The organism is Actinacidiphila sp. bgisy144, assembly GCF_057708105.1.
The window spans coordinates 181,722-204,520 of the sequence record NZ_JBYIRM010000005.1 but is presented as its reverse complement, the minus strand read 5'-3'; the positions used below and the strand labels follow the sequence as shown (position 1 = coordinate 204,520).

Here is a 22,799-nt window from a genome sequence, read left to right as displayed (position 1 = left end):
CTGACAGGAGCTGGTGCCGGTGCTGTCGACGGCCTCGGGAACAGCCGCCGGAACCGCCGACTGGCAGGCGTGGGCCGCCGTCGCGGTCTTCGTCGGGACATACGCCCTGATCGTCACCGAGCGAATACACCGGGTCGCCGCCGCACTCGGCGGCGCCGCGGCGATGCTGCTGATCGGCGCCACCGACGGCGGTTCCGCCTTCTACTCCGAGCGCTCCGGCATCGACTGGAACGTCATCTTCCTGCTGCTGGGCATGATGGTGATCGTCGGCGTCCTCAAGCCGACCGGCCTCTTCGAGTACCTGGCGGTCCGGTCGGTGCAGCAGGCCCGGGCCCGACCGTTCCGGGTGCTGGTGACCCTCACCGTGATCACCGCGACCGTCTCCGCGCTGCTGGACAACGTGACCACGGTGCTGCTGGTCGCGCCCGTCACCCTGCTGGTCTGCGAACGCCTCGCCCTGCCGCCGGCGCCGTACCTGATCACCGAGGTGCTCGCCTCGAACATCGGCGGCATCGCCACCCTCGTCGGCGACCCGCCCAACATCCTCATCGGCAGCCGCGCCGGGCTGACCTTCGACGACTTCCTCCTCACCCTCGCCCCGCTCGCCGCGCTGCTCGTACTGGTGCTGATCGGCCTGGCCCGGGTGATGTTCCGCACCTCCTTCGGCTACGACGCGGAGCGCGCCGCCGAGGTGATGGCGCTCGACCCGCGCGCCTCGATCCGCGACCGGCGCACCCTCGTGCAGGGCCTGGCGGTGCTGGCCGCGGTCGTCGCCGCCTTCGTGCTGCAACCGGTCCTCGGCTACGAGCCCAGCGTCGTCGCCCTGCTGGGCGCGGGGCTGCTGACCGCGGTGGCCTCCGTCCGCACCCAGGACGTACTGGCCGAGGTCGAGTGGCCGACCCTCGCGTTCTTCGCCGGGCTGTTCGTGATGATCGGCGGGCTGGTGGAGACCGGGGTGATCGGGCACGTCTCCAACGCCCTGGCGCACGCGGTCGGCGACCGGGAGCTCGGCGGCTCGATGCTGCTGCTCGGCGGCTCCGGGGTGCTCTCCGGCGTCGTGGACAACATCCCGTACGTGGCGACCATGGCGCCGGTCACCGCCGACCTGGTCCAGCACCTGGGCGGGGACCGGCACCACCCGATGTGGTGGGCGCTGGCGATCGGCGCGGACCTCGGCGGCAACGCCACCGCGATCGGCGCGTCCGCGAACGTGGTGGTGCTCGGCATCGCCGAGCGCGCCGGCCGGCCGATCACCTTCTGGCAGTTCACCCGCCACGGCCTGGTCGTCGCGGCCGCCACGCTGGCGGTGAGCGCGGGGTACCTCTGGCTGCGCTGTTTCGCGCTGCGGTAGACCTGTGCTACCGTCGGATTGTTGCGGTTGTGGTACCCATGAACTCTGTGTGCGCCTGACGGGATGTGACCCTCGGGCGCATTTTGTTTTCCGGCCTCCAGGATGGGGTCATTGCAGCGACACCTGGCCCGTGAAGTGCGGGATCAGGAACTGCACCATCAGAGGAAGTCAGACATGGCAACCGGTACCGTCAAGTGGTTCAATTCGGAAAAGGGCTTCGGCTTCATCGAGCAGGACGGCGGCGGCGCCGACGTCTTCGCCCACTACTCGAACATCGCCACCCAGGGTTTCCGTGAGCTCCACGAGGGCCAGAAGGTCACCTTCGACGTCACGCAGGGCCAGAAGGGCCCGCAGGCGGAGAACATCGTCCCGGCCTGACCGGACGCAGCTCCACCCAGCAGTACCCGAGCAGTACCCGAGCCGGGTCCCGCCGCTTCGCACGCGGGGCCCGGCTTTTCGGGCCCGGGCGGCTTTTCCGCCCGAATGCCCCGGCCGTTCACCCGGCCTTTCCCATCGCCGTTCCACCGCTGTTCCGCAGTTGTTCACCTCCTCACCCGTTCAGCTCCCGGCTCGTTTCGCGGGTCTCCGCCCGGTGTCACTCTTCGCGGAGTCTTTGTTCGGCACGCGCCGCCTTCGAGGAAGGCTCCACGCATGCCCGAAAGAACCCGTCAGACGAATACCGGCGGACCGTCCCGCCCCGCCCGGCGCAGGCCCCGCGGCCCCCAGCAGGGCGCCGGCCGCACCGGCTCCCCCCGCGGCGGCGGCCGCCCGGCCGACACCGGCTCCGAGGAGTCCGCGTACACCTCGGCGTACACCACGCAGACCCCCGCGCCGCCGGCCGCGACCACCTTCGCCGAGCTGGACCTGCCCGCCGCTCTGGCCGAGGAGCTGACCCGGCAGGACGTCACCGAGCCGTTCCCGATCCAGGGCGCCACGCTGCCCAGCTCGCTGGCCGGCCGCGACGTGCTCGGCCGGGGCCGGACCGGCTCCGGCAAGACCCTCGCCTTCGGGCTGGCGCTGCTGGCCCGCACCGCGGGCAAGCGCGCCGAACCGCACCAGCCGCTCGCGCTGGTGCTGGTCCCCACCCGCGAACTGGCCCAGCAGGTCACCGACGCGCTCACCCCCTACGCCCGGGCGCTGCGCCTGCGGCTGGCCACCGTCGTCGGCGGGCTGTCGATCGGCCGCCAGGCCGCCGCGCTGCGCACCGGCGCGGAGGTCGTCGTCGCCACCCCGGGGCGGCTGCGCGACCTGGTCGACCGCGGCGACTGCCGGCTGGACCAGGTCACGATCACCGTCCTCGACGAGGCCGACCAGATGGCCGACATGGGCTTCCTGCCGCAGGTCACCGCGCTGCTGCGGCTGGTGGTGCCGGACAGCCAGCGGATGCTGTTCTCCGCGACCCTCGACCGCAACGTGGACACGCTGGTGCGGCGGTTCCTGTCCGACCCGGTGGTGCACGCCGTCGACCCGTCGGCCGGCGCCGTGGTGACCATGGAGCACCACGTGCTGCACGTCACCAGCGAGGACAAGCGCGCCGCCACGGTGCGGATCGCCGCCCGCGACGGGCGGGTGCTGCTCTTCCTGGACAGCAAGCGCGCCGTGGACCGGCTGGCGAAGACGCTGCTGGCCAACGGGGTGCGGGCGGCAGCGCTGCACGGCGGGAAGTCCCAGCCGCAGCGCACCCGTACCCTCACGCAGTTCAAGAGCGGCGAGGTCACCGCGCTGGTGGCCACCAACGTCGCGGCCCGCGGCATCCACATCGACGACCTGGACCTGGTGGTCAACGTCGATCCGCCCGCCGACCACAAGGACTACCTGCACCGCGGCGGCCGCACCGCCCGCGCGGGCGCGTCCGGCAGCGTGGTGACGCTGGTGCTGTCCGAGCAGCGGCGCGACATGGAACGGCTGATGGCCAAGGCGCGGATCACCCCGCAGACGGCGAAGGTGCACTCCGAGGACGAGGAACTGGCCCGGATCACCGGTGCCCGGGTGCCGTCCGGGGTGCCGGTGACGATTCCGGTGCCGGTGCAGGCGCCGGCCGCGCAGGCTTCCGGCGGGTCCGCCCGGCGCGGGAGCGGGCGGCGCAGGTCGCGCTCGGGCGGCGCGGGCGGTGCCGGTGCCACCGGCGGCGCGGCGGCTGCGCAGGGCGGTACGGGGCGCGGCCGTACGCCCCGGGGCGCGGGTGGTGCCGCCCGCGCCGGGGGTGGTGCGTCGCGCGCCGCCGGGGGCTCCGGCCGGGCGAACGGCGGGGCCGGGCGGGCCGCGGGGGCGCGGACCGGGCAGCCCCGGCGGGGCGGCGCCGCGTAGCTCCGGGGACCGCAGGGGACGGGCCGGGGACCGGCCGCGGGGCCGTTGCGTGGCTTGTCGCGCGGCGGTACCCGGCGCGGGAGAATGCGGGGTCGAGGTTCTCCGGCAGGTACACGTAGAGAGGCGGATGACGTGGCGCAGCAGGTTCGGGGTGTGGTGGCGCGCGGCAAGGGTGCGCCGGTGGCCGTCGAGACGATCGTGGTGCCGGACCCGGGTCCGGGCGAGGCGGTGGTCGCGGTGCAGGCGTGCGGGGTGTGCCACACCGACCTGCACTACCGCGAGGGCGGCATCGGCGAGGACTTCCCCTACCTGCTCGGCCACGAGGCGGCCGGTGTCGTGGAGTCGGTCGGCGAGGGCGTGACCGAGGTCGCGCCCGGGGACTTCGTGGTGCTCAACTGGCGTGCGGTGTGCGGCGACTGCCGGGCCTGCCGGCGCGGCCGGCCCTGGTACTGCTTCGCCACGCACAACGCCCGGCAGAAGATGACGCTGCTGGACGGCACCGAGTTGTCGCCCGCGCTGGGCATCGGCGCGTTCGCCGACAAGACGCTGGTGGCGGCCGGGCAGTGCACCAAGGTCGACCCGGCGGCCTCGCCCGCGGCGGCGGGCCTGCTCGGCTGCGGCGTGATGGCCGGGCTCGGCGCGGCCATCAACACCGGGAACGTGGGCCGGGGCGACTCGGTCGCGGTGATCGGCTGCGGCGGGGTCGGCAACGCGGCGGTGGTCGGCGCCCGGCTCGCGGGCGCCGCGCGGATCATCGCGGTGGACATCGACGACCGCAAGCTCGCCACCGCGCAGCGGCTCGGCGCCACGCACACGGTCAACTCCCGTACCAGCGAGCCGATCGAGGCGATCCGCGAGCTGACCGGCGGGTTCGGCGCGGACGTGGTGATCGAGGCGGTCGGCCGCCCCGAGACGTACACCCAGGCGTTCTACGCCCGCGACCTGGCCGGCACCGTCGTGCTGGTCGGGGTGCCCACGCCCGAGATGCGGCTCGAACTGCCCCTGCTCGACGTGTTCGGCCGCGGCGGCGCCCTGAAGTCGTCCTGGTACGGCGACTGCCTGCCCTCGCGCGACTTCCCGATGCTGATCGACCTCTACCTGCAAGGCCGGCTCGACCTCGACGCGTTCGTCACCGAGACCATCGAACTGACCGATGTGGAGCAGGCGTTCGCCCGTATGCACGAGGGAGACGTGCTGCGGTCGGTGGTCGTTCTCTGAGCGCACCGGGCCGGCCGACCCCGGGAGTCCGGGGCCGGCCGTCCCACGCGGACCGACGCGGCCTCATGCGGCGAGCGCCGGGTGCAGCACCACCTTCGTGAAGCCCTCCACCCGCTGGTCGAACTTCTCGTACGCCATCGGCGCCTGCTCCAGCGGGAGTTCGTGGCTGACCACGAAGCTGGGGCGGGCCCGGCCGGCGGTGATCAGGTCGCGCAGCTGGCGGTTGTACCGCTTGACGTTGCACTGGCCGGTGCCCATCCGCTGCCCCTTCTCGAACATCTTGCCGATCGAGACGAGCAGTTGGCCGTGCCGGGCGTGCTCGTCGGGCCCGCCGGGGTCGGACGGCACGTAGAGGCCGGGGATGCCGAGCCGCCCGGTCGGGCGGACCGTCTCCACCAGCGCGTTGAGCACGGTCGCGGGCTCCTCGTGGCCGCCCTCGTGGCCCTGGGCCTGGTAGCCGACCGCGTCGATGCCCTTGTCGGTGCCCTCGCCGCCGGTGAGGTCCCGGATCTGCTCGGCCGCGTCGCCCTTGGTGAAGTCGATCGGGACCGCCCCGATCTCCTCGGCCTTCGCCAGCCGCTCCGGCACCCGGTCGACGACGAACACCTTGGCGGCGCCGCGCAGCAGCGCGGAGTACGCGGCCATCAGCCCGACCGGCCCGGCGCCGTAGACCGCGACGGACTCGCCGGGGGAGACCTCGGCCAGTTCGCAGCCGTGGTAGCCGGTCGGGAAGATGTCGGCGAGCAGCACGAAGTCCGTCTCGAACTGCTCGCCCGGGGGGAGCTTCAGGCAGTTGAAGTCGGCGAACGGCACCCGCAGGTGCTCGGCCTGACCGCCGGCGTACGGGCCCATGGCCACGTAGCCGTACGCGCCGCCGGCGAACCCCGGGTTCACCGTGAGGCAGAAGCCGGTGTTGCCGGCCAGGCAGTTCTTGCAGAAGCCGCAGGCGACGTTGAACGGCATGACCACGCGGTCCCCGACCCGCAGGGACGTGACACCGTCGCCGGTCTCCTCGACGATGCCCAGGTTCTCGTGGCCGAAGACGATGCCGGCCTCGGCCGCGGTGCGGCCCTCGTACATGTGCAGGTCCGACCCGCAGATCGCGGAGGACGTCACACGGACCACCACGTCGTTGGGGTGCTGGATGCCGGGGGTGTCGACATCGGCGACCGCGACGGAGAAAGGTTCCTGATAGACGACAGCCTTCATTTTCACCACCTCCGTGGTCCTTCCAGCCAACACCCGCCCCGGCCACATCTCAAACGGAGCCCCGCGCCCCCACCGCCACCCGTGCTCCGCACCTGGTGGGGGCCATGGGGGTGTAAAGGGGGAGCCAGGAAGCGGGGGCGGGGCGTCAGGGGGGCGTCAAGGGCGGCGGCGGGCGGGGGTGGGGGAACTAGCGTCGGGGCCATGGGACGTGGGGAGTGCTCCGGGGCGGAGCCACGGCTGCGGGCTCGGGTGCGGGCTCGGCTGCGGGTGCGGATACGGGCTCGGCGGCAGGGCGGGCCCGCGGTGGCGTGCGACCGGGCGTGGGCCGGGCGGCTGTGGAGCGCGTACGGCGCGGCCGCGGCGGTGCTGGCCGTGGCGCTGGTGACCGACGCGTGGAACGGCCGGCTGAGCGTGCCGCGGCTGGCGGTGTGCGGGGCGCTCGCGCTGGTGCTGTTCGCGATCCTGCTGCCGGCCAGGACCACCGCGGGGGACGGCTGGCTGGACGTGCGCGGGCTGCTGCGCCGGCGGCGGGTGCACACCGACCACCTGGTCTCGGCGCGGTTCCTGGGGGAGATCGACCGCCGGGTGGTGCTGCGCGACGCGTTCGGCGGGCGGGCGTCGGTGGAGGTGCGGGTGCTGGTGGCGAACCCGTTCCTGTGGCACGAACTCGACCGCGGTGCCCGCCGCGCGCACGCCGCCGGGCTGCTGCCGGACCGGTGCGCACTGCGCGAGCTGGCGGAGTCGATCGACGCGGCCGGGGCGCGCGAGCTGCTGACGTCCGCGGGCATGCGCTGAGGCAGGGGCGAACGGGCCCGGCCGTCAGAGGGTGCGGATGGGGGCGCCCGCGCGCCACGCCTCGATGTCCTCCACGGCGTCGGCGTAGAAGATCCGGTAGGTGGTGTCGGTGACGTAGCCCATGTGCGGGGAGAGCAGGGTGCGGGGCGCGGTGCGCAGCCAGTGGCCGTCGGGCAGCGGCTCGGTGTCGTAGACGTCGAGGCCGACGCCGGCCGGGCGGCCGGCGGCCAGGGCGCGGCGCAGCGCGTCCTCGTCGATCAGCCCGAAGCGCGAGGTGTTCACGAGGTAGGCGTCGGGGCGCATGGCGCCGAGTTCGGCGGCGCCGACGATCCCGCGGGTGGCGTCGGCGAGCACCATGTGCACGGTGGCGACCTTCGCGGTGGCGAACAGCTCGTCCTTGCCGACCGCCCGGGCGCCGCCGGCCGCCGCCCGCTCCGCGGTGAGGTGCGGGCTCCAGGCCACCACGTCCATGCCGAACGCGGCGCCCACCGCGGCGACCCGCGCGCCGAGCCGCCCCATGCCGACGACGCCCAGCACCTCGCCCGCCAGGTCCGGTGCGACCCGCCGCTGCCAGCCGCCGGCCCGGATCGCGGCGTCGTCGTCGGCGACCTGCCGGACCAGGCCGAGGATCATCGCCCAGGTCAGCTCGGCGGTGCCGGTCGGGTGCGAGCGGGTGCCGCAGACCAGCACGCCGAACTCGGCCGCCGCGGCGAGGTCGATGGCCGCGTTGCGCATGCCGGTGGTGACCAGCAGCCGCAGCCGGGGCAGCCGCCGCAGGACCTCGCGGGGGAAGGCGGTGCGCTCGCGCATCGCCACCACCACGTCGAACGGCTCGAGGGCGGCGACGAGCGCGTCGCGGTCGGCCAGGTGCCGGGGGAAGAAGACCGGCTCGGCCCCGGGCAGCCGCCCGGACCAGTCGGCCAGCGACTCGGCGACCTGCTGGTAGTCGTCCAGTACGGCGACGCGCATCGGCGGTTCTCCTCCTGGTCGGGGGCCCGGCCCCGGCTCGGGGTGCCCGGCTTCTGCTGGTCGGATGTCGGTTCCTGCTGGTCGGGTGCCCGGCTCGGGCGATCCTACGGCCGCGCCGGGCTCACTCCTCGCCCTCCCCGGCGTCGCCGCCTTCGAGGTCGCCCTCGGTGTCCAGGAAGACCTGGCGCAGCTCGGCGAGCACCTCGGGGTCGGGCTCGGCCCACATGCCGCGGGACTCGGCCTCCAGCAGGCGTTCGGCGATGCCGTGCAGCGCCCAGGGGTTGGCGTCCTGGAGGAAGGCCCGGTTGGCGGGGTCGAGGACGTACGCCTCGGTGATCCTGTCGTACATCCAGTCGGCGACGACACCGGTGGTCGCGTCGTACCCGAAGAGGTAGTCGACGGTCGCGGCGAGTTCGAAGGCGCCCTTGTAGCCGTGCCGGCGCATCGCCTCGATCCAGCGCGGGTTGACCACGCGGGCGCGGAAGACCCGGGAGGTCTCCTCGACGAGGGTGCGGGTGCGGACGGTCTCGGGGCGGGTCGAGTCGCCGATGTACGCCTCGGGGGCGGTGCCGCGCAGCGCCCGTACCGCGGCGACCATGCCGCCGTGGTACTGGAAGTAGTCGTCGGAGTCGGCGATGTCGTGCTCGCGGGTGTCGGTGTTCTTCGCGGCGACGGCGATCCGGCGGTAGGCGGTCTCCATCTCGCCGCGCGCCGGGCGGCCGTCGAGCCCGCGGCCGTAGGCGTAGCCGCCCCAGACGGTGTAGACCTCGGCGAGGTCGGCGTCGGTGCGCCAGTCGCGGGAGTCGATCAGCTGGAGCAGCCCGGCGCCGTACGTGCCCGGCCGGGAGCCGAAGATGCGGGTGGTGGCGCGGCGCTCGTCGCCGTGCTCGGCGAGGTCGGCGCGGGTGTGGGCGCGTACGTGGTTGCGGTCGTCGGGCTCGTCGAGGGAGGCGGCCAGCCGCACCGCGTCGTCGAGCAGGGCCACGGTGTGCGGGAACGCGTCGCGGAAGAAGCCGGAGATGCGCAGGGTGACGTCGATCCGGGGGCGGCCCAGCTCGTCCAGCGGCACCGGCTCCAGGCCGGTGACGCGGCGGGAGGCGTCGTCCCAGACCGGTCGGATGCCGAGCAGGGCCAGCGCCTCGGCGATGTCGTCGCCCGCGGTGCGCATCGCGGAGGTGCCCCACAGTGACAGGCCCACCGACGCCGGCCAGTCGCCGTTGTCGGTGCGGTAGCGGGTCAGCAGCGACTCGGCGAGCGCCTGCCCGGTCTCCCAGGCGAGCCGGGAGGGCACCGCCTTGGGGTCGACGGAGTAGAAGTTGCGGCCGGTGGGCAGCACGTTGACCAGGCCGCGCAGCGGCGAGCCGGACGGCCCGGCGGGCACGAAGCCGCCGGCCAGCGCGTGCACGGTGCGGTCGATCTCGTCGGTGGTCGCGGTGAGCCGGGGGACCACCTCGCGGGCGGCGAACTCCAGGACGGCGGCGACCTGTTCGCCGCTGCCGGCGGTGACGGCGGGCACGGCGGCCGGGTCCCAGCCGGCGTCCTCCATCGCCTGGACCAGGGCGCGGGCGCGCTCCTCGATGGCGTCGGCGGCGGTGCGGGTGGCGGCGGACTCGTCCAGGCCCAGCGCCTCGCGCAGCCCGGGCAGGGCCGCGGTGCCGCCCCAGATCTGCCGGGCGCGCAGGATCGCCAGCACCAGGTTGACCCGGTCGGTACCGGCCGGGGCCTGGCCGAGGACGTGCAGGCCGTCGCGGATCTGGGCGTCCTTGATCTCGCAGAGCCAGCCGTCGACGTGCAGCAGGAAGTCGTCGAAGCCCTCGTCGTCGGGGCGGTCGGCCAGGCCCAGGTCGTGGTCGAGGCGGGCGGCCTGGATGAGGGTCCAGATCTGGGCGCGGATCGCCGGGAGCTTCGCCGGGTCCATGGCCGCGATCTGGGCGTGCTCGTCCATCAGCTGCTCGAGGCGGGCGATGTCGCCGTAGGAGTCGGCGCGGGCCATCGGCGGCACGAGGTGGTCGACGAGGGTGGCGTGGGCGCGGCGCTTGGCCTGGGTGCCTTCGCCCGGGTCGTTGACCAGGAACGGGTAGACCAGCGGCAGGTCGCCCAGGACCGCGTCCGGGCCGCAGGCCGCCGACAGGCCGGCGTTCTTGCCGGGCAGCCACTCCAGGTTGCCGTGCTTGCCGAGGTGGATCATCGCGTCGGCGCCGAAGCCGCCGTCCGCGGCGGGGGCGGCGATCCAGTGGTACGCGGCCAGGTAGTGGTGGGAGGGCGGCAGGTCGGGGTCGTGGTAGATCGCGATCGGGTTCTCGCCGAAGCCGCGCGGCGGCTGGATGAGGACCAGCAGGTTCCCGTGGCGGAGGGCGGCGAGCACGATGTCGCCCTCGGGGTTGCGGCTGCGGTCGACGAACAGCTCGCCGGGCGGCGGGCCCCAGTGCTCCTCGACCGCGTCGCGCAGTTCCCGCGGCAGGGTGGCGTACCAGCGGCGGTAGTCGGCGGCGGGGACCCGGACGGGGTTGCGGGCCAACTGCTCCTCGGTGAGCCAGTCCTGGTCGTGGCCGCCGGCGTCGATGAGGGCGCGGATGAGGGCGTCGCCGGGGTGGAGGGGGGAGCCGTCGGAAGGGGTGACGTCGGAGGGACCGCCGTCGGACGGCGCGTCGAGGCCGGGGACGGGGTCGGGCCCGAAGTCGTAGCCCTCCTCGCGCAGGCGGCGCAGCAGGGCCATCGCGCTGGCGGGGGTGTCGAGGCCGACCGCGTTGCCGATGCGGGAGTGCTTGGTGGGGTACGCGGACAGCACCAGGGCCAGGCGCTTGTCGGCGGCGGGTATGTGCCGCAGCCGGGCGTGCCGTACGGCGATGCCGGCCACGCGGGCGGCGCGCTCGGGGTCGGCGACGTAGGCGGGCAGGCCGTCAGCGTCGACCTCCTTGAACGAGAACGGGACGGTGATCAGCCGCCCGTCGAACTCGGGCACCGCGATCTGGGTGGCCGCGTCGAGCGGGGAGACGCCCTCGTCGTTGGCCAGCCACGCGGCGCGCGAGCCGGTCAGGCACAGCGCCTGGAGCACGGGGACGTCCAGGCCGGTGAGCGCGCCCGCGTCCCACGCGTCGTCGTCGCCGCCCGCGGACGCGTCGGCGGGGCGGGTGCCGCCGGCGGCGAGCACGGTGGTGACGATCGCGTCGGCGGCGGACAGTTCGGCGACGAGTCCGGGCTCGGGGGTGCGCAGGGAGGCGACGAAGTACGGCAGCGCCCGGGCCCCGGCCGCCTCGATCGCGTCGCACAGGGCGCCGACGAACGCGGTGTTCCCGCTCATGTGGTGGGCGCGGTAGTAGAGCACGGCGACGGCGGGGGCGTCCGCGGGCGCCGCGGCGGCCGTACGCTCCAGCGGGCCCCAGGAGGGCGCGGGCGCGGGCGGTTCGAAGCCGTGGCCGGTGAGCAGCACCGTGTCGGACAGGAAGCGGGCGAGCTGCTCCAGGTTGGCCGGGCCGCCGTGCGCCAGGTACGCGTGGGCCTCGGCCGCGAGGCCCACCGGCACCGTGGACGCCGCCATCAGCTGGGCGTCCGGCGCCTGTTCGCCGCTGAGCACCACCACGGGCAGGGACGTCGCCAGCAGCGCGTCCAGCCCCTCCTGCCACGCCCGCAGTCCGCCCAGCAGGCGTACGACGACCAGGCCGACGCCCTCCAGCAGCTCCGGCAGCAGCGCCACGTCCACCCGCGTCGGGTTCGCGAACCGGTACGCCACCGGTCCCCCGGCCGCCCGAGCGCTGAGCAGGTCCGTGTCCGACGTGCTCAGCAGCAGCACCCGTTCGGGATGCGGCCCGCCGAGCCCCTGCTCACCGGCGGGCGAAGGCGCTTCGGCCGGGGGCAGTTCCTCGGCACCCCGCACCGGGGCGGTGGTGCTGGAGTCGGCGGAACGGGGCAACTCGGATGATCCGGTCACAACGAAAACCCTTCCTCGGGGTGTCCGCGCCCCGGGTGGTGTCGGACGGCGGGAGTTCCTGGCTCGCTCGACCGCCGGAGGCACCGGTGGCCAAGTTCACAGTGGCGGGACCGCGCCGGATTCGCACCGGGCTTCCTCCCCTGTCGCCGTCTGCGGCAATGGCGAACCGGAAGGTCCGCACGGGGAGCATAGTAAGCGCCGTAGGCATTCGGCAGATGACCCGATTTGTGGCACGGTCGGTATGCTCGCCGCCATGTCCACCGCCCCCGACCAGCCCGTCCAGCCGCCGCGGCCGGCCGCCGACGCATGCCCGGCGGACGTCAACGCGGCGGTAGGGGAAGGCGCCCGGGCCCCGCGCGGCCGGGCGGACGCCTGCCCGGGGGCCCTTCGGCTGCACACCGCCGACGACGGCGCGCTGGCCAGGGTCCGCGTCCCGGGCGGTGTGCTCGGCGCGGCGCAGGCCGAACGGCTGGGCGAGGCGGCCCGGCGGTTCGGCGACGGTGATGTCCATCTCACTTCGCGCGGCAACGTCCAACTGCGCGGCCTGGCCGCGGGCTGCGGGGCGGAGCTGGCCCAACTGCTGGGCGCGGCCGGGCTGCTGCCGTCGGCGGCGCACGAGCGGGTACGGAACGTCGTGGCGTCGCCGCTGTCGGGCCTGGACGGACAGGGGCACCTGGACGTCGGGGGCTGGCTGCGGGAGCTGGACGGGCTGCTGTGCGGGAGCGCGGCGGCCGCGGCGCTGTCCGGGCGGTTCCTCTTCGCGCTGGACGACGGGCGCGGCGACGTCGCGGCCCTGGGACCCGACGTGACGCTGCGCGCGGCGCCGGACGGCACGGCGCTGCTGCGGATCGGCCGCAACGCGGCCCTCCGCCTTCCCGCCGCCGACGCGCCCCGGGCCGCACTGCTCGCCGCGGAGGGCTTCCTCGCCGCGGCCACGCCCGACGGCGGCGGCGAGCCCACCGCGTGGCGGGTGGCCGACCTGCCCGACCGCGGCGCGGCCCTCACCGCGGACCTCGCCGGCCGTCTCACCGCACCGCCCGCCACCACCGCGGCCCCGCCCGCCGCCTCCCCCGCCGGCACCCGGGGGAAAGCCGCACACACCGCCTCCCCCGCCCTCGGCCCCATCCCGCACCCGGCCGCCCCCGGCGGCCCCCTCGCCCTCTCCGTCCTCGCCCCCCTCGGCCGCCTCACCCCCGACCAGTGGCGCGCCCTGTGCGCGCTCGCCGCCCGCACCCCGGCCGCGCAACTGCGGCTCACCCCGTGGCGCGGCGCCGTCGTCCCCGGGGTGCCCGCCGACCGGGCCCGGGCGGAGCTGGCCGCGCTCGCGGCGGCCGGACTGGTGACGGACCCGGGCTCCCCGTGGGTGGGCGTGAGCGCGTGTGCCGGGCGGCCCGGCTGCGCGAAGTCGCTCGCCGACGTCCGCGCGGACGCGGCGGCCCTCGTCCACCCGGCACCCGGGGACGCCGAGCCCTCCCGCCCCACCCCCGGGAGCGGGGAACCCGGGGACACACAGCCCGAGGGCACACAACCCGGGAGCGGGGAACCCGGGGGCGCCACCCCCCGCCCCCTCCCCGTCCACTGGTCCGGCTGCTCCCGCACCTGCGGCCGCCCCCGCACCCCCGACCGCGTCGAAGTCGTCGCCACCTCGAACGGCTACCGTGTGGACCTCTTCCGTACCGGGGCCCCGCTGCGAAGCGCCCACCCCCGGCCCGCCGACCTCGCCGCCACCGTGGCGGCCGCGCGCCGCGGCGCGCCGACCGAATGAGCGAGACCACCGTGCCCCCTGTGCCCCCGGTCCCCCCGGGCTCCGCGTACCCCTACGCGTACGAGAAGGACGGTGCGGCCATCTACCGCCGGTCCTTCGCCACGATCCGCGCCGAGGCGGACCTCGGCGGGCTGCCCGCGGACGTCGCCCAGGTCGCGGTGCGGATGATCCACGCCTGCGGCATGGTCGACCTGGTCGCCGACCTGGCGTACTCGCCCGGCGTGGTCGCGCGGGCCCGCGCGGCGCTGCGGGCCGGGGCGCCGATCCTCTGCGACGCCGCGATGGTCGCCAGCGGGGTGACCCGCAAGCGGCTGCCCGCGGACAACGAGGTGATCTGCACGCTGGGCGACCCGTCGGTGCCCGCGCTCGCCGCGGAACTCGGCACCACCCGCACCGCGGCGGCCCTGGAACTGTGGCGGGACCGGCTGGAGGGCGCGGTCGTGGCGGTCGGCAACGCGCCCACCGCGCTGTTCCGGCTGCTCGAACTCGTCGCCGCGGGCGGCCCGCGGCCGGCCGCGGTCATCGGCGTCCCGGTCGGCTTCGTCGGCGCGGCCGAGTCGAAGCAGGCCCTGGCCGCCGACCCGTCGGCCCTCGAGCACCTGGTGGTGCACGGCAGGCGCGGCGGCAGCGCCATCGCGGCCGCCGCGCTCAACGCGATCGCGAGCGAGGAAGAATGAGCAGCCGTCCGTCAGCGGCCCACGAGACGGCCGCATCCGACAGCGTGGGGCGGCTCTACGGGGTCGGCCTGGGCCCCGGCGACCCGAAGCTGCTGACCGTACGCGCCGTGGAGGTGATCTCGGCGGCCGACGTGGTGGCGTACCACAGCGCGCGGCACGGCCGGTCGATCGCCCGCGGGATCGCGGCGGGGTACCTGCGCGCGGGCCAGATCGAGGAGCAGCTCGTCTACCCGGTCACCACCGAGACCACCGACCACCCCGGCGGCTACCAGGGTGCGATGGAGGAGTTCTACGAGCAGGCCGCGGCGCGGCTGGCGGCGCACCTGGACGCGGGGCGCAGCGTGGCCGTGCTGGCGGAGGGCGACCCGCTCTTCTACGGGTCGTACATGCACATGCACAAGCGGCTGGCCGACCGGTACCCGACGGAGGTGGTGCCCGGGGTGACGTCGATGGCGGGCGCGGCCGCGCGGCTGGGGGCGCCGCTGGTGGAGGGCGAGGAGTCGCTGACGGTGCTGCCCGGCACGCTGCCCGAGGAGGAGCTGGCCGCGCGGCTGGCGGCGGCGGACACCGCGGTGGTGCTGAAGCTGGGCCGTACGTTCCCGGCGGTGCGGCGGGCGCTGGAGCGCTCGGGGCGGCTGGCGGACGCGCGGTACGTCGAGCGGGCCACGATGGCCGGTGAGCGGACCGCGGAACTCGCCGAGGTGGACCCGGAGTCGGTGCCGTACTTCGCGGTGGCGGTGCTGCCGAGCCGGGGCGGCGCGACGGAGCCGCGGACGGCCGTACCCGCGGCGGTGTCCGAGGCGGACGCCGACGGCGGCGGGCGCGGGCAGGTCGTGGTCGTGGGCACCGGTCCGGCCGGGCCGCTGTGGCTGACCCCCGAGACGCGCGGCGCGCTGGCCGCCGCGGACGACCTGGTCGGCTACACCACCTACCTGGACCGGGTGCCGGTGCGGTCCGGCCAGCGGCGGCACGGCAGCGACAACAAGGTGGAGGCCGAGCGCGCCGAGTTCGCCCTCGACCTGGCCCGCAGGGGACGACGGGTGGCCGTGGTCTCCGGCGGCGACCCGGGGGTCTTCGCGATGGCCACCGCCGTGGTGGAGGCGGCCTCGCAACCGCCGTACCAGGACGTGCCGATACGGGTGCTGCCCGGTGTGACCGCGGCGAACGCGGCGGCCGCGCGGGTCGGTGCGCCGCTCGGCCACGACTACGCGACCGTCTCCCTGTCGGACCGGCTCAAACCGTGGGAGGTCATCGCCGAGCGGCTGCGGGCGGCTGCCGCCGCGGACCTGGTGCTGGCGCTGTACAACCCGGGCTCCAGGAGCCGCACCTGGCAGGTGGCCAAGGCGCGCGAACTCCTGCTGGAGCACCGTGCTCCCGACACGCCCGTGGTGGTCGCCCGCGACGTCGGCGGGCCGGGGGAGCGGGTGCGGATCGTCCGCCTCGCCGAACTGGACCCGGACGAGGTCGACATGCGCACCCTGCTGATCGTCGGGTCGTCCCAGACCAGGACCGTGGTGCGCGGGGGTGGCGAGCAGGTCGTCTGGACGCCGCGGACCTACCCCCGGGACTGACGGCGCCCTCCCCCGGGCGCCGGACCACCCGCAGCGCTGAGGGCACCGCGCACCCGCCGCCGTGCCCTCAGCCCACCCGCTCCCGCACCCACCGCGCCGCCCGCTCCACGTCCTGGGCGACCTCCACCCCCGCCACCCCCGGCGGCCGGCGCACCACCACCACCGGCAGCCCCGCCTCCCGTGCCGCCACCAGCTTCGCGGCGGTCGCCGCACCCCCGCTGTCCTTCGTCACCAGCACCCCGATCCGGTGCTCCCGCAGCACCTCCCGCTCCCCCTGGAGCGTGTACGGGCCCCGGTCCAGCAGCACCGTCATCCGCCGCGGCACCTCGCCCTCCGGCGGGTCCACCGACCGCACCAGGAACCACAGGCCGTCCAGCCCGGCGAAGGCCGCGAGGCCGCTGCGGCCGGTCGTCAGGAACACCCGGTCCGACAGGTCCGGCAGCAACTGCGCGGCCTGGGCGAGCGAGTCCGCGAAGCGCCAGTCGTCGCCGGGGACCGGGGTCCAGCCGGGGCGGCGCAGCGCCAGCAGCGGCACTCCCGTGCGGGTGGCCGCCTCCGCGGCGTTGGCGCTGATCCGCTCCGCGAAGGGGTGCGTCGCGTCCACCACGGCGTCCACGTGGTGCTCGCGCAGCCAGCGCGCCATTCCCTCGACGCCGCCGAAGCCGCCGATCCGGACGTTGCCCTCCGGGAGGGTCGGGGCCGCCACGCGCCCGGCGAGCGACGACGTCACGGTGCGCTCGCGCGCGGCCAGGAGCCGGGCGAGTTGCCTCGCCTCGGTCGTACCTCCGAGCACCAGCACATGCACGGGGCCACCCTAATGTTCCACGTGGAACACCCGAGCGACTGCCCCCTGCGGTGCGTGTGCGCCTGCCGGTGCGTCGTGGCTCATCGCGCAGTTCCCCGCGCCCCTGTTCAGCTTGCTCGCCGCTGCCAGCTACCTGTCGCATCCGCCCGGCAACGGGTGAGGGCAGCGGGGAACTGCGCGACGAGCCACCGCCGGGGGGTGGTCCCGCGACCGCAGGGGACGGGGTGGGCGGGGGTCAGGGGCGCCCCCGGAGGGGGGAGTAGAGGTGGCTGTCGGGGAAGGAGGAAGCCCCCAGGGTGCGCCCGACGATGATGACGGCGGTGCGGCGGATGCCCGCCTCCGCGAGCTGGCCGGCGATCGTGGCGAGGGTCCCGCGCAGGACGACCTCGTCCGCCCGGCTCGCGTAGGCGACCACCGCGGCGGGGCAGTCCGCACCGTAGTGCGGCAGGAGTTCGGCGACGACGCGCTCGGCGTACCCGGCCGCGAGGTGGAGCACGAGGAGCGCACCGCTGGCCGCGAGGGTCGGCAGGTCCTCCCCGGGCGGCATGGGCGTGGCCCGCTGCGCCACCCTCGTGAGGATCACGGTCTGCCCGACCGCCGGCACCGTCAACTCCCGCTTGAGCGCGGCCGCCGCGGCGGCGAACGCCGGCACCCCGGGGACCACCTCGTAGGGCACCTCGGCGGCGTCGAGCCGCCGCATCTGCTCGGCGACCGCGCTGAACACCGACGGGTCCCCGGAGTGCAGCCGCGCCACGTCGTGGCCGTCGCGGTGCGCGCGCACCAGCGCCTCGGTGATGGCGTCGAGATCCATCCGCGCGGTGTCCACGAGTTCGGCGCCGGGCGGGCAGTCCGCGAGCAGGTCGCGCGGCACCAGGCTCCCCGCGTACAGGCAGACCCGGCAGGAGGCGAGCAGCCGCGCGCCGCGCACCGTGATGAGGTCGGCGGCGCCGGGCCCGGCGCCGATGAAGTACACGGTCATACGTCTGCCCCTCCTACGGGTCCTGCGGGTGGGGCCGGTTTGACCACGGCCCACTGGGTGACCGGCATCGCCTGCCGCCAGCCGGTGAAGCCGCCGACGGGTGCCGCGTGCGCGACCGAGAGCCGTACGAGCTCCCCGCCGCGGCGGCGGTAGTGCGCGGCGAGCAGCGCCTCGGACTCCAGGGTGACCGTGTTGGCCACGAGGCGGCCCCCCGCGGGAAGCGCGTCCCAGCAGGTGTCGAGCAGCCCGGGCGCGGTGAGCCCGCCGCCGACGAACACAGCGTCGGGCACGGGGAGTCCGGCGAGCGCGGCGGGCGCGGCACCGACGGCGACCCGCAGCGCGGGCACCCCGAGCCGGTCGGCGTTGGCGGTGATCCGGGCGGCGCGGACCGGGTCGCGCTCCACGCTGACGGCCCGGCAGGACGGGTGCGTGCGCATCCACTCGATCGCGATGGAGCCGGAGCCGCCGCCGACGTCCCAGAGCAGTTCGCCGGGCGCGGGCGCCAGCGCGGCGAGGGTGGCGGCGCGCACATGGCGCTTGGTGAGCTGGCCGTCGTGGTCGTACGCCTCGTCCGGCAGCCCGGGTACGGCGCCCAGCCGCGGCGCGGCGGTGTCGCGGCGGCAGTCGACGGCGACCACGTTGAGCGGGTCACCGGGCGGGTGCGGCCAGCCGGCGGCGATGCCGTCGGCGGCCACCTGTTCGCGGGGGCCGCCGAGTTGCTCCAGCACCCGCAGCCGGCTCGGCCCGAAGCCGCGGTCGCGCAGCAGCGCGGCGACCTCGGCGGGGGTCGCGGCGCCGGCGCTGAGCACGAGCAGGCGGCGGCGGTCGTGCAGGGCGGCGGCCAGCGCGGCGACCGGGCGGCCGACGGCCGAGACGACCGCGGTGTCCTCGACCGGCCAGCCGAGCCGGGCGCAGGCGTAGGAGACGGACGAGGGGTGCGGCAGCACCCGCAGCGCGGCGGGGCCCGCGGTCTGCGCCAGCGCCCGGCCGATGCCGTGGAAGAACGGGTCGCCGCTGGCCAGCACCGCGAGCCGGCGGCCGGCGTGCGCGGCAAGCAGGGCGGGCACCGCGGGCCGCAGCGGCGACGGCCACGGCAGCCGCTGCCCGGTGCACTCCGGCGGCAGCAGGTCGAGTTGGCGCGGGCCGCCGATCACCGTGTCCGCGGCGCGCAGCGCGGCCCGGGAGGTCTCGGGCAGCCCGTCCCAGCCGTCGGCGCCGATGCCGACAACGGTCACCGGCGCGGGGTCGGAGCTCACGCGGACACCTCGGAGGGGGGAAGCAGCAGGTCAGCAGGACCCTACCGACCGCGGGCCGGAACCGTCGCGCCGGGTGCGGCGCCGCTGCTCAGGCCGGGCCGACGGCGTAGGTCAGATAGGCGAAGCCGCCGACCTGCTCGGCGGAGGTCAGGGTGAGGCGGTCGGACTCCAGCCGCCGCGGCAGCAGCGGGGCGCCGCCGGTGAGGAGGACCGGTGCGACACCGAGCACCAGCTCGTCGAGCAGCCCTTCGTCGGCGAACCGGCCCACCAGTTCACCGCCGCCCATCAGCCAGATCGTGCGGTCCCCGGCGGCCGCGGCCATCGCGTCGTGGACCGGGCGGACGTCGCCGCGGACGAAGGTGATGTCGGCGCCGGGCACGGCCGGCAGCTCGCGGTGGGTGAAGACCCAGCACGGCGTGCTGCCGTACCACTCGCGCCACTTCTCGGGCTGCCGCAGCAACTGCTCGTGCTCCAGCACCCACTCGTAGGTGGTGGCGCCGAGGGCGAAGGCGCCGACGGTGCCGTAGAACGCCGGGAAGCGGCTGCTGCCCTCGCCGCCCCGGTCGGCCGTGAAGAGCCAGTCGAGCGAGCCTGCCTCGTCCGCGATGCGGCCGTCGATGCTCGTCGCCGTGAAGTACGTCGTCTTGGGCATCGTCCGACCGTAGCGGCAGGCGCCGACAGCGGCCGGGCACGGCGACGGGCCGCCGGCGAGGGGGGAAGGCCGGCGGCCCGTACGGGTGGAGCGGGCCGGTTCGGCTCGGGGGGGCGAGCGTCACCGGCCGGGGGCCGCGGTGCGGCCGGGGGTGCTTCAGTGGTTGGCCACGCCGTTGCCGGACAGGACCGGGATGTTGCTCAGGATGTGGGAGAGCGGCTCGTCGCCCTGCGCCTGGGTGGAGTTCTCGGTGCACTGCTGGTTCTGCGGCGAGGTCAGCACGTTGATGTCCTGGACGGTGATCGGCACGAGGCCGACCAGCGAGCCGACGTTGGCCTTGACCGGCACGCCGAGGCACGGCTTGTTCAGGGTGCCCTGGACCAGGCCGATCTGGGGGCTCTGGGTGCCACCGGTCAGGGTGTTGCCGAACGACTGCTCGGCGCCGTTGCCGTTCACCGTGGTGGTGCCCTCGTCGTTGCCGATCGCCATGGCCTGCGGGGCGGCGGTGGCACCGACAGCGACGACCGACGCGGCGAGAGCAGCACCGGCAAGCATCTTCTTGATCATTGTTGTCCCTTTTTTTGGTGCTTGTCGCACTGTTCTGGAAGGTCTGGAGCGACCTGATCAACCGCTCCAGCGGGTTTTGGTTCCGGCCTTTCACTCCGACGGGGTAACAACCGGGTGGGAAGGGCCGGGCGGGCCGGAGAACCGGCGGGCGGGATCAGCCGAGCGGGAGGCTGCCGAGCGGCAGACCGCCGAGCAGCGTGCCGCCGGGCACGGCGCCGGTGGCACCCGAAAGGGCGGACCCGGCGGGGCCGGTGGCGCCCTGCAAGGAGTCGGTGGCGCCCTGGAGGGTGTTCAGGACGGACTGGACGTGCGTGGCGTCCGCGACCTTCTGCAACGGCTGCTCGTTGAGCGCCTGGTCCACTCCGCCGTTGATGCTCGTGGGCATCGTCGACATGTTGTCGACCGAGACGGGGGCGCTGGCGGTGTCGTCCGCAAAGGCAGGTGCGGCCACCCCGGCCGCCATCACCGAACCGGCCAGTACCGCCGCAACCTTCGAGTACTTCACTTGCCACCCTTTCCTTAGCCGAGAGCCGGCGACCCGACCCTGGGAAGTCGGGGTGCCGTGGAACGCCGTCGGAGCGCCGAAGTCCGGCACGCTGAACAACGACCGCGCCGATCCACAGGAAACGGAAATCAGGCCACCGCCGCGACAATCACCCTTACGTGCGGAACCTCGGCGCATTTCTCGTACTAGCCGCTTTTCCCGGGCGAAAGGGCGGCGCCCCGCCGGAGCGGTCGGCGGGAGCGGTCGGCGGTCGGGCCGGCAGCCTGGGTCGGCAGCCGGCGGTCAGCGGTCAGCGGTCAGCGGTCAGCGGTCTGCGGTCAGCGGTTGCGGGGGGAGGTGCGCGCGGAGCGCGCCGCGGTGTGGGAGCGCCGGTAGAGCAGCGCCCCGCCCAGCAGCAGGGCGGCGCCCGCGGCACCCGCGAAGCCCGCCGTGTGGCCGTTCAGCCCGGTCTCGGCCAGCTGGTGGTGCTGCACCGGGGTGGCCGGCGGGGTCTTCGACGGTGTGGGCGGGTTCTCCGTGCGCGGCGGCGGCACCTGCGCGGGCGGTGTGGTCGGCGCCGGGGACGAGGTGTTGCCGCAGGAGTTGCCGAACGAGGGGTTCAGCAGCCCGGGGGCGTCGACCGTGTTGCCGCACGCGTTGACCGGCACGTCCACCGGGACCTGCACGGAGTTGCCCGACAGCAGGCCGGGCGAACCGGTCGCGGTGCTGTCGGCGCCGGAATCCGCCTGTGCGTACCCCCCGGTCGCGGCAAGGACGCTGCTCGCGGCAGCGACGGTGAGCAGACTCCGGCTCAGGATCTGTCGCATCGACTCTTCTTTCGACTTCGCTTCTCAGGGGCGCGCGGCGCTTCGCGGGCCCCCGCCAGACGCACCGCCCCGGGGCGCGAAGAGATGCGGCGCTCCGGGGCGGTACCTGATCAGGGCGCTGTCGCGGCCTGCCAGGCGGACGTCAGTTGTCGGCGTTGACGCACGTGTTGCCGAACGCGGGGTTCAGCAGCGCGATGATGTTGACGGTGTTGCCGCACAGGTTGACCGGGACGTGCACCGGGACCTGGACGACGTTGCCCGACAGCACGCCCGGCGAGCCGGCCGCGACGGCGCCGGCGCCGGAGCTGGCGAACGCGGGGACAGCGGCACCGGCCGCCATCAGGGTGCCGGCGGCGACCGCTGCGACCTTCGTGTACTTCACGGTGAACTCCTTTTCCGGAAACGGCGTCGTGCACCGCCACGGCCTTCGTGACGGTTCGCCGGGCATTTCCCACACCCGAGCACACCGCTGCCGACCGGATCAACGACCACCCCGGTGCCGAGGAAACTGCCAAACGGCCGCCGAAACACGCGATCCACCCGAATGGCCGGTGGAACTCGTCCGGTTCCCGCGATATCCGCGCCCGCCCGACCGCCGCGCAATGCCGGGCCCGCCGGAATTCCTTCCGGCGCGCGCCGGAAACGGCGACGGCCCCGGTCCGCCCGACGGGGATGTCGGGCGCCGGGGCCGTACGGAGCCGGGCGGACCGGCGGCACCGGTCGGCTGCCTGGCCGGTCGGCGGTCGGCCGGGTCAGTGGTTGGCCGTGCCGTTGCCGGACAGGATCGGCAACTGGTCGAGGAGGTGCGACAGCGGCTCGTCACCCTGGGTCTGGGTGGAGTTCTCGGTGCACTGCTGGTTCTGCGGCGACGTCAGCACGTTGAGGTCCTGGACGCTGATCGGCACGACGCCGACGAGCGAGCCGAGGTTGGCCTTGGCCGGCAGGGCGATGCAGGGCTTGTTGAGCGAGCCCTGGATCAGCGCGAACGACGGGCTCATCACACCGCTGGTGTAGGTGTTGCCGTAGTTCTGCTCGGAGCCGTTGCCGTTGGCGGTGGTGGTGCCGTGGTCGTCACCGATGGCCATCGCGCCGGGGGCGACCGTCGCGGAGACACCCGCGAGCGAGGCCGCGACGGCGGCCGTGGCGAGGATCTTCTTGATCACGATAGGTCCTTCTGGGAAGAGAGGGTGGCCCCGGTACCAGGGCCGGTCTGATCAACCGCGCGACAGCCCGTTGGTAATGAACGTTCACCCGAACGGATAACCAGCGGCCCCTATGACGGACGCATTCCCCCACACGAGTGATTGACGAACCCTGCCTTCGATGCGTCATCGGACCCGCGAAATCCGATGGTCATAAGAAACGGCCAGCTCAGAGCTCCGGGCCGGCGGCGCCGCGCGTCCTGCACGGGTTACCCCGGGTCGTCTGGGAACGTGCAG

20 protein-coding genes and 1 riboswitch are annotated in these 22,799 nt (G+C 75.0%); of the genes, 8 read left to right on the top strand and 12 right to left on the bottom strand.

Going from position 1 to position 22,799, the window contains the following annotated elements:
* Window positions 1-19 precede the first annotated feature (19 nt).
* The 4 genes from AC3EVP_RS08210 (at window position 20) to AC3EVP_RS08195 (ending at window position 4,876) form a co-directional block, all read left to right on the top strand.
* A complete protein-coding gene (locus tag AC3EVP_RS08210; protein ID WP_435127646.1) occupies window positions 20-1,351 on the top strand; it encodes an ArsB/NhaD family transporter in 1,332 nt (443 codons plus the stop codon).
* A gap of 174 nt (window positions 1,352-1,525) precedes the next feature.
* Complete coding sequence (locus AC3EVP_RS08205; protein ID WP_103500173.1) at window positions 1,526-1,729, top strand: cold-shock protein; 204 nt, start codon at window positions 1,526-1,528, stop codon at window positions 1,727-1,729.
* Between the two features lie 273 nt (window positions 1,730-2,002).
* Window positions 2,003-3,658 (top strand): DEAD/DEAH box helicase, encoded by a 1,656-nt coding sequence (locus tag AC3EVP_RS08200; protein WP_435127643.1) that lies wholly within the window; start codon window positions 2,003-2,005, stop codon window positions 3,656-3,658.
* 132 nt (window positions 3,659-3,790) lie between these two features.
* Complete coding sequence (locus AC3EVP_RS08195) at window positions 3,791-4,876, top strand: S-(hydroxymethyl)mycothiol dehydrogenase (protein ID WP_335971408.1); 1,086 nt, start codon at window positions 3,791-3,793, stop codon at window positions 4,874-4,876.
* A gap of 63 nt (window positions 4,877-4,939) precedes the next feature.
* Here the strand turns inward: AC3EVP_RS08195 and AC3EVP_RS08190 are convergent, their stop codons facing one another.
* Window positions 4,940-6,085 (bottom strand): glutathione-independent formaldehyde dehydrogenase, encoded by a 1,146-nt coding sequence (locus tag AC3EVP_RS08190; protein WP_435127641.1) that lies wholly within the window; start codon window positions 6,083-6,085, stop codon window positions 4,940-4,942.
* A gap of 201 nt (window positions 6,086-6,286) precedes the next feature.
* Here AC3EVP_RS08190 and AC3EVP_RS08185 point away from each other — a divergent pair, with 201 nt between their 5' ends.
* Complete coding sequence (locus AC3EVP_RS08185) at window positions 6,287-6,880, top strand: hypothetical protein (RefSeq protein ID WP_435127639.1); 594 nt, start codon at window positions 6,287-6,289, stop codon at window positions 6,878-6,880.
* A 24-nt stretch (window positions 6,881-6,904) separates the two neighbouring features.
* On the opposite strand, the gene AC3EVP_RS08180 is transcribed toward AC3EVP_RS08185, so the two are convergent.
* Both AC3EVP_RS08180 and cobN read right to left on the bottom strand, forming a co-directional pair.
* Window positions 6,905-7,849 (bottom strand): D-2-hydroxyacid dehydrogenase family protein, encoded by a 945-nt coding sequence (locus tag AC3EVP_RS08180; RefSeq protein WP_335971415.1) that lies wholly within the window; start codon window positions 7,847-7,849, stop codon window positions 6,905-6,907.
* A 121-nt stretch (window positions 7,850-7,970) separates the two neighbouring features.
* Complete coding sequence (gene cobN / locus AC3EVP_RS08175) at window positions 7,971-11,639, bottom strand: cobaltochelatase subunit CobN (RefSeq protein WP_435127842.1); 3,669 nt, start codon at window positions 11,637-11,639, stop codon at window positions 7,971-7,973.
* 184 nt (window positions 11,640-11,823) lie between these two features.
* A riboswitch (cobalamin riboswitch) is annotated at window positions 11,824-11,946 on the bottom strand.
* An 84-nt stretch (window positions 11,947-12,030) separates the two neighbouring features.
* Between cobN and AC3EVP_RS08170 the strand changes: the two genes are divergently transcribed.
* From AC3EVP_RS08170 to AC3EVP_RS08160, 3 genes are read left to right on the top strand one after another with little or no spacing between them, the layout of a single operon-like run.
* The gene (locus AC3EVP_RS08170) at window positions 12,031-13,542 is read left to right on the top strand and encodes a hypothetical protein (RefSeq protein WP_435127636.1); all 1,512 of its coding nucleotides are present in this window, start codon (window positions 12,031-12,033) and stop codon (window positions 13,540-13,542) included.
* On the top strand, window positions 13,539-14,219 hold the full coding sequence (locus AC3EVP_RS08165; protein ID WP_435127634.1) for a precorrin-8X methylmutase: 681 nt from the start codon (window positions 13,539-13,541) through the stop codon (window positions 14,217-14,219). The genes AC3EVP_RS08170 and AC3EVP_RS08165 overlap by 4 nt, the downstream gene beginning before the upstream one ends.
* Window positions 14,216-15,790 carry a precorrin-2 C(20)-methyltransferase gene (locus tag AC3EVP_RS08160; protein WP_435127632.1) on the top strand — a complete coding sequence of 525 codons (1,575 nt, stop codon included), beginning with the start codon at window positions 14,216-14,218 and terminating at the stop codon, window positions 15,788-15,790. Before AC3EVP_RS08165 ends, AC3EVP_RS08160 begins: the two co-directional genes overlap by 4 nt.
* 67 nt (window positions 15,791-15,857) lie before the next feature.
* Here AC3EVP_RS08160 and AC3EVP_RS08155 read toward each other — a convergent pair whose 3' ends face one another.
* The 9 genes from AC3EVP_RS08155 to AC3EVP_RS08115 form a co-directional block, all read right to left on the bottom strand.
* Window positions 15,858-16,595 carry a cobalt-precorrin-6A reductase gene (locus AC3EVP_RS08155; protein WP_435127630.1) on the bottom strand — a complete coding sequence of 246 codons (738 nt, stop codon included), beginning with the start codon at window positions 16,593-16,595 and terminating at the stop codon, window positions 15,858-15,860.
* A gap of 235 nt (window positions 16,596-16,830) precedes the next feature.
* On the bottom strand, window positions 16,831-17,574 hold the full coding sequence (gene cobM / locus AC3EVP_RS08150; RefSeq protein WP_335971428.1) for a precorrin-4 C(11)-methyltransferase: 744 nt from the start codon (window positions 17,572-17,574) through the stop codon (window positions 16,831-16,833).
* Window positions 17,571-18,830, bottom strand: coding sequence for a precorrin-6y C5,15-methyltransferase (decarboxylating) subunit CbiE (gene cbiE / locus AC3EVP_RS08145; protein ID WP_435127628.1), 1,260 nt, complete (start codon window positions 18,828-18,830; stop codon window positions 17,571-17,573). Before cbiE ends, cobM begins: the two co-directional genes overlap by 4 nt.
* A gap of 88 nt (window positions 18,831-18,918) precedes the next feature.
* Complete coding sequence (locus AC3EVP_RS08140; RefSeq protein WP_335971432.1) at window positions 18,919-19,482, bottom strand: dihydrofolate reductase family protein; 564 nt, start codon at window positions 19,480-19,482, stop codon at window positions 18,919-18,921.
* A 156-nt stretch (window positions 19,483-19,638) separates the two neighbouring features.
* A complete protein-coding gene (locus AC3EVP_RS08135; protein ID WP_335971434.1) occupies window positions 19,639-20,049 on the bottom strand; it encodes a rodlin in 411 nt (136 codons plus the stop codon).
* Between the two features lie 154 nt (window positions 20,050-20,203).
* Window positions 20,204-20,554 carry a hypothetical protein gene (locus AC3EVP_RS08130; RefSeq protein ID WP_335971436.1) on the bottom strand — a complete coding sequence of 117 codons (351 nt, stop codon included), beginning with the start codon at window positions 20,552-20,554 and terminating at the stop codon, window positions 20,204-20,206.
* 317 nt (window positions 20,555-20,871) lie between these two features.
* A complete protein-coding gene (locus tag AC3EVP_RS08125; RefSeq protein WP_335971439.1) occupies window positions 20,872-21,360 on the bottom strand; it encodes a chaplin in 489 nt (162 codons plus the stop codon).
* Between the two features lie 142 nt (window positions 21,361-21,502).
* A complete protein-coding gene (locus AC3EVP_RS08120) occupies window positions 21,503-21,742 on the bottom strand; it encodes a chaplin (protein ID WP_435127624.1) in 240 nt (79 codons plus the stop codon).
* Window positions 21,743-22,112: 370 nt separating this feature from the next.
* Complete coding sequence (locus tag AC3EVP_RS08115) at window positions 22,113-22,523, bottom strand: rodlin (RefSeq protein ID WP_435127622.1); 411 nt, start codon at window positions 22,521-22,523, stop codon at window positions 22,113-22,115.
* Window positions 22,524-22,799 lie beyond the last annotated feature (276 nt).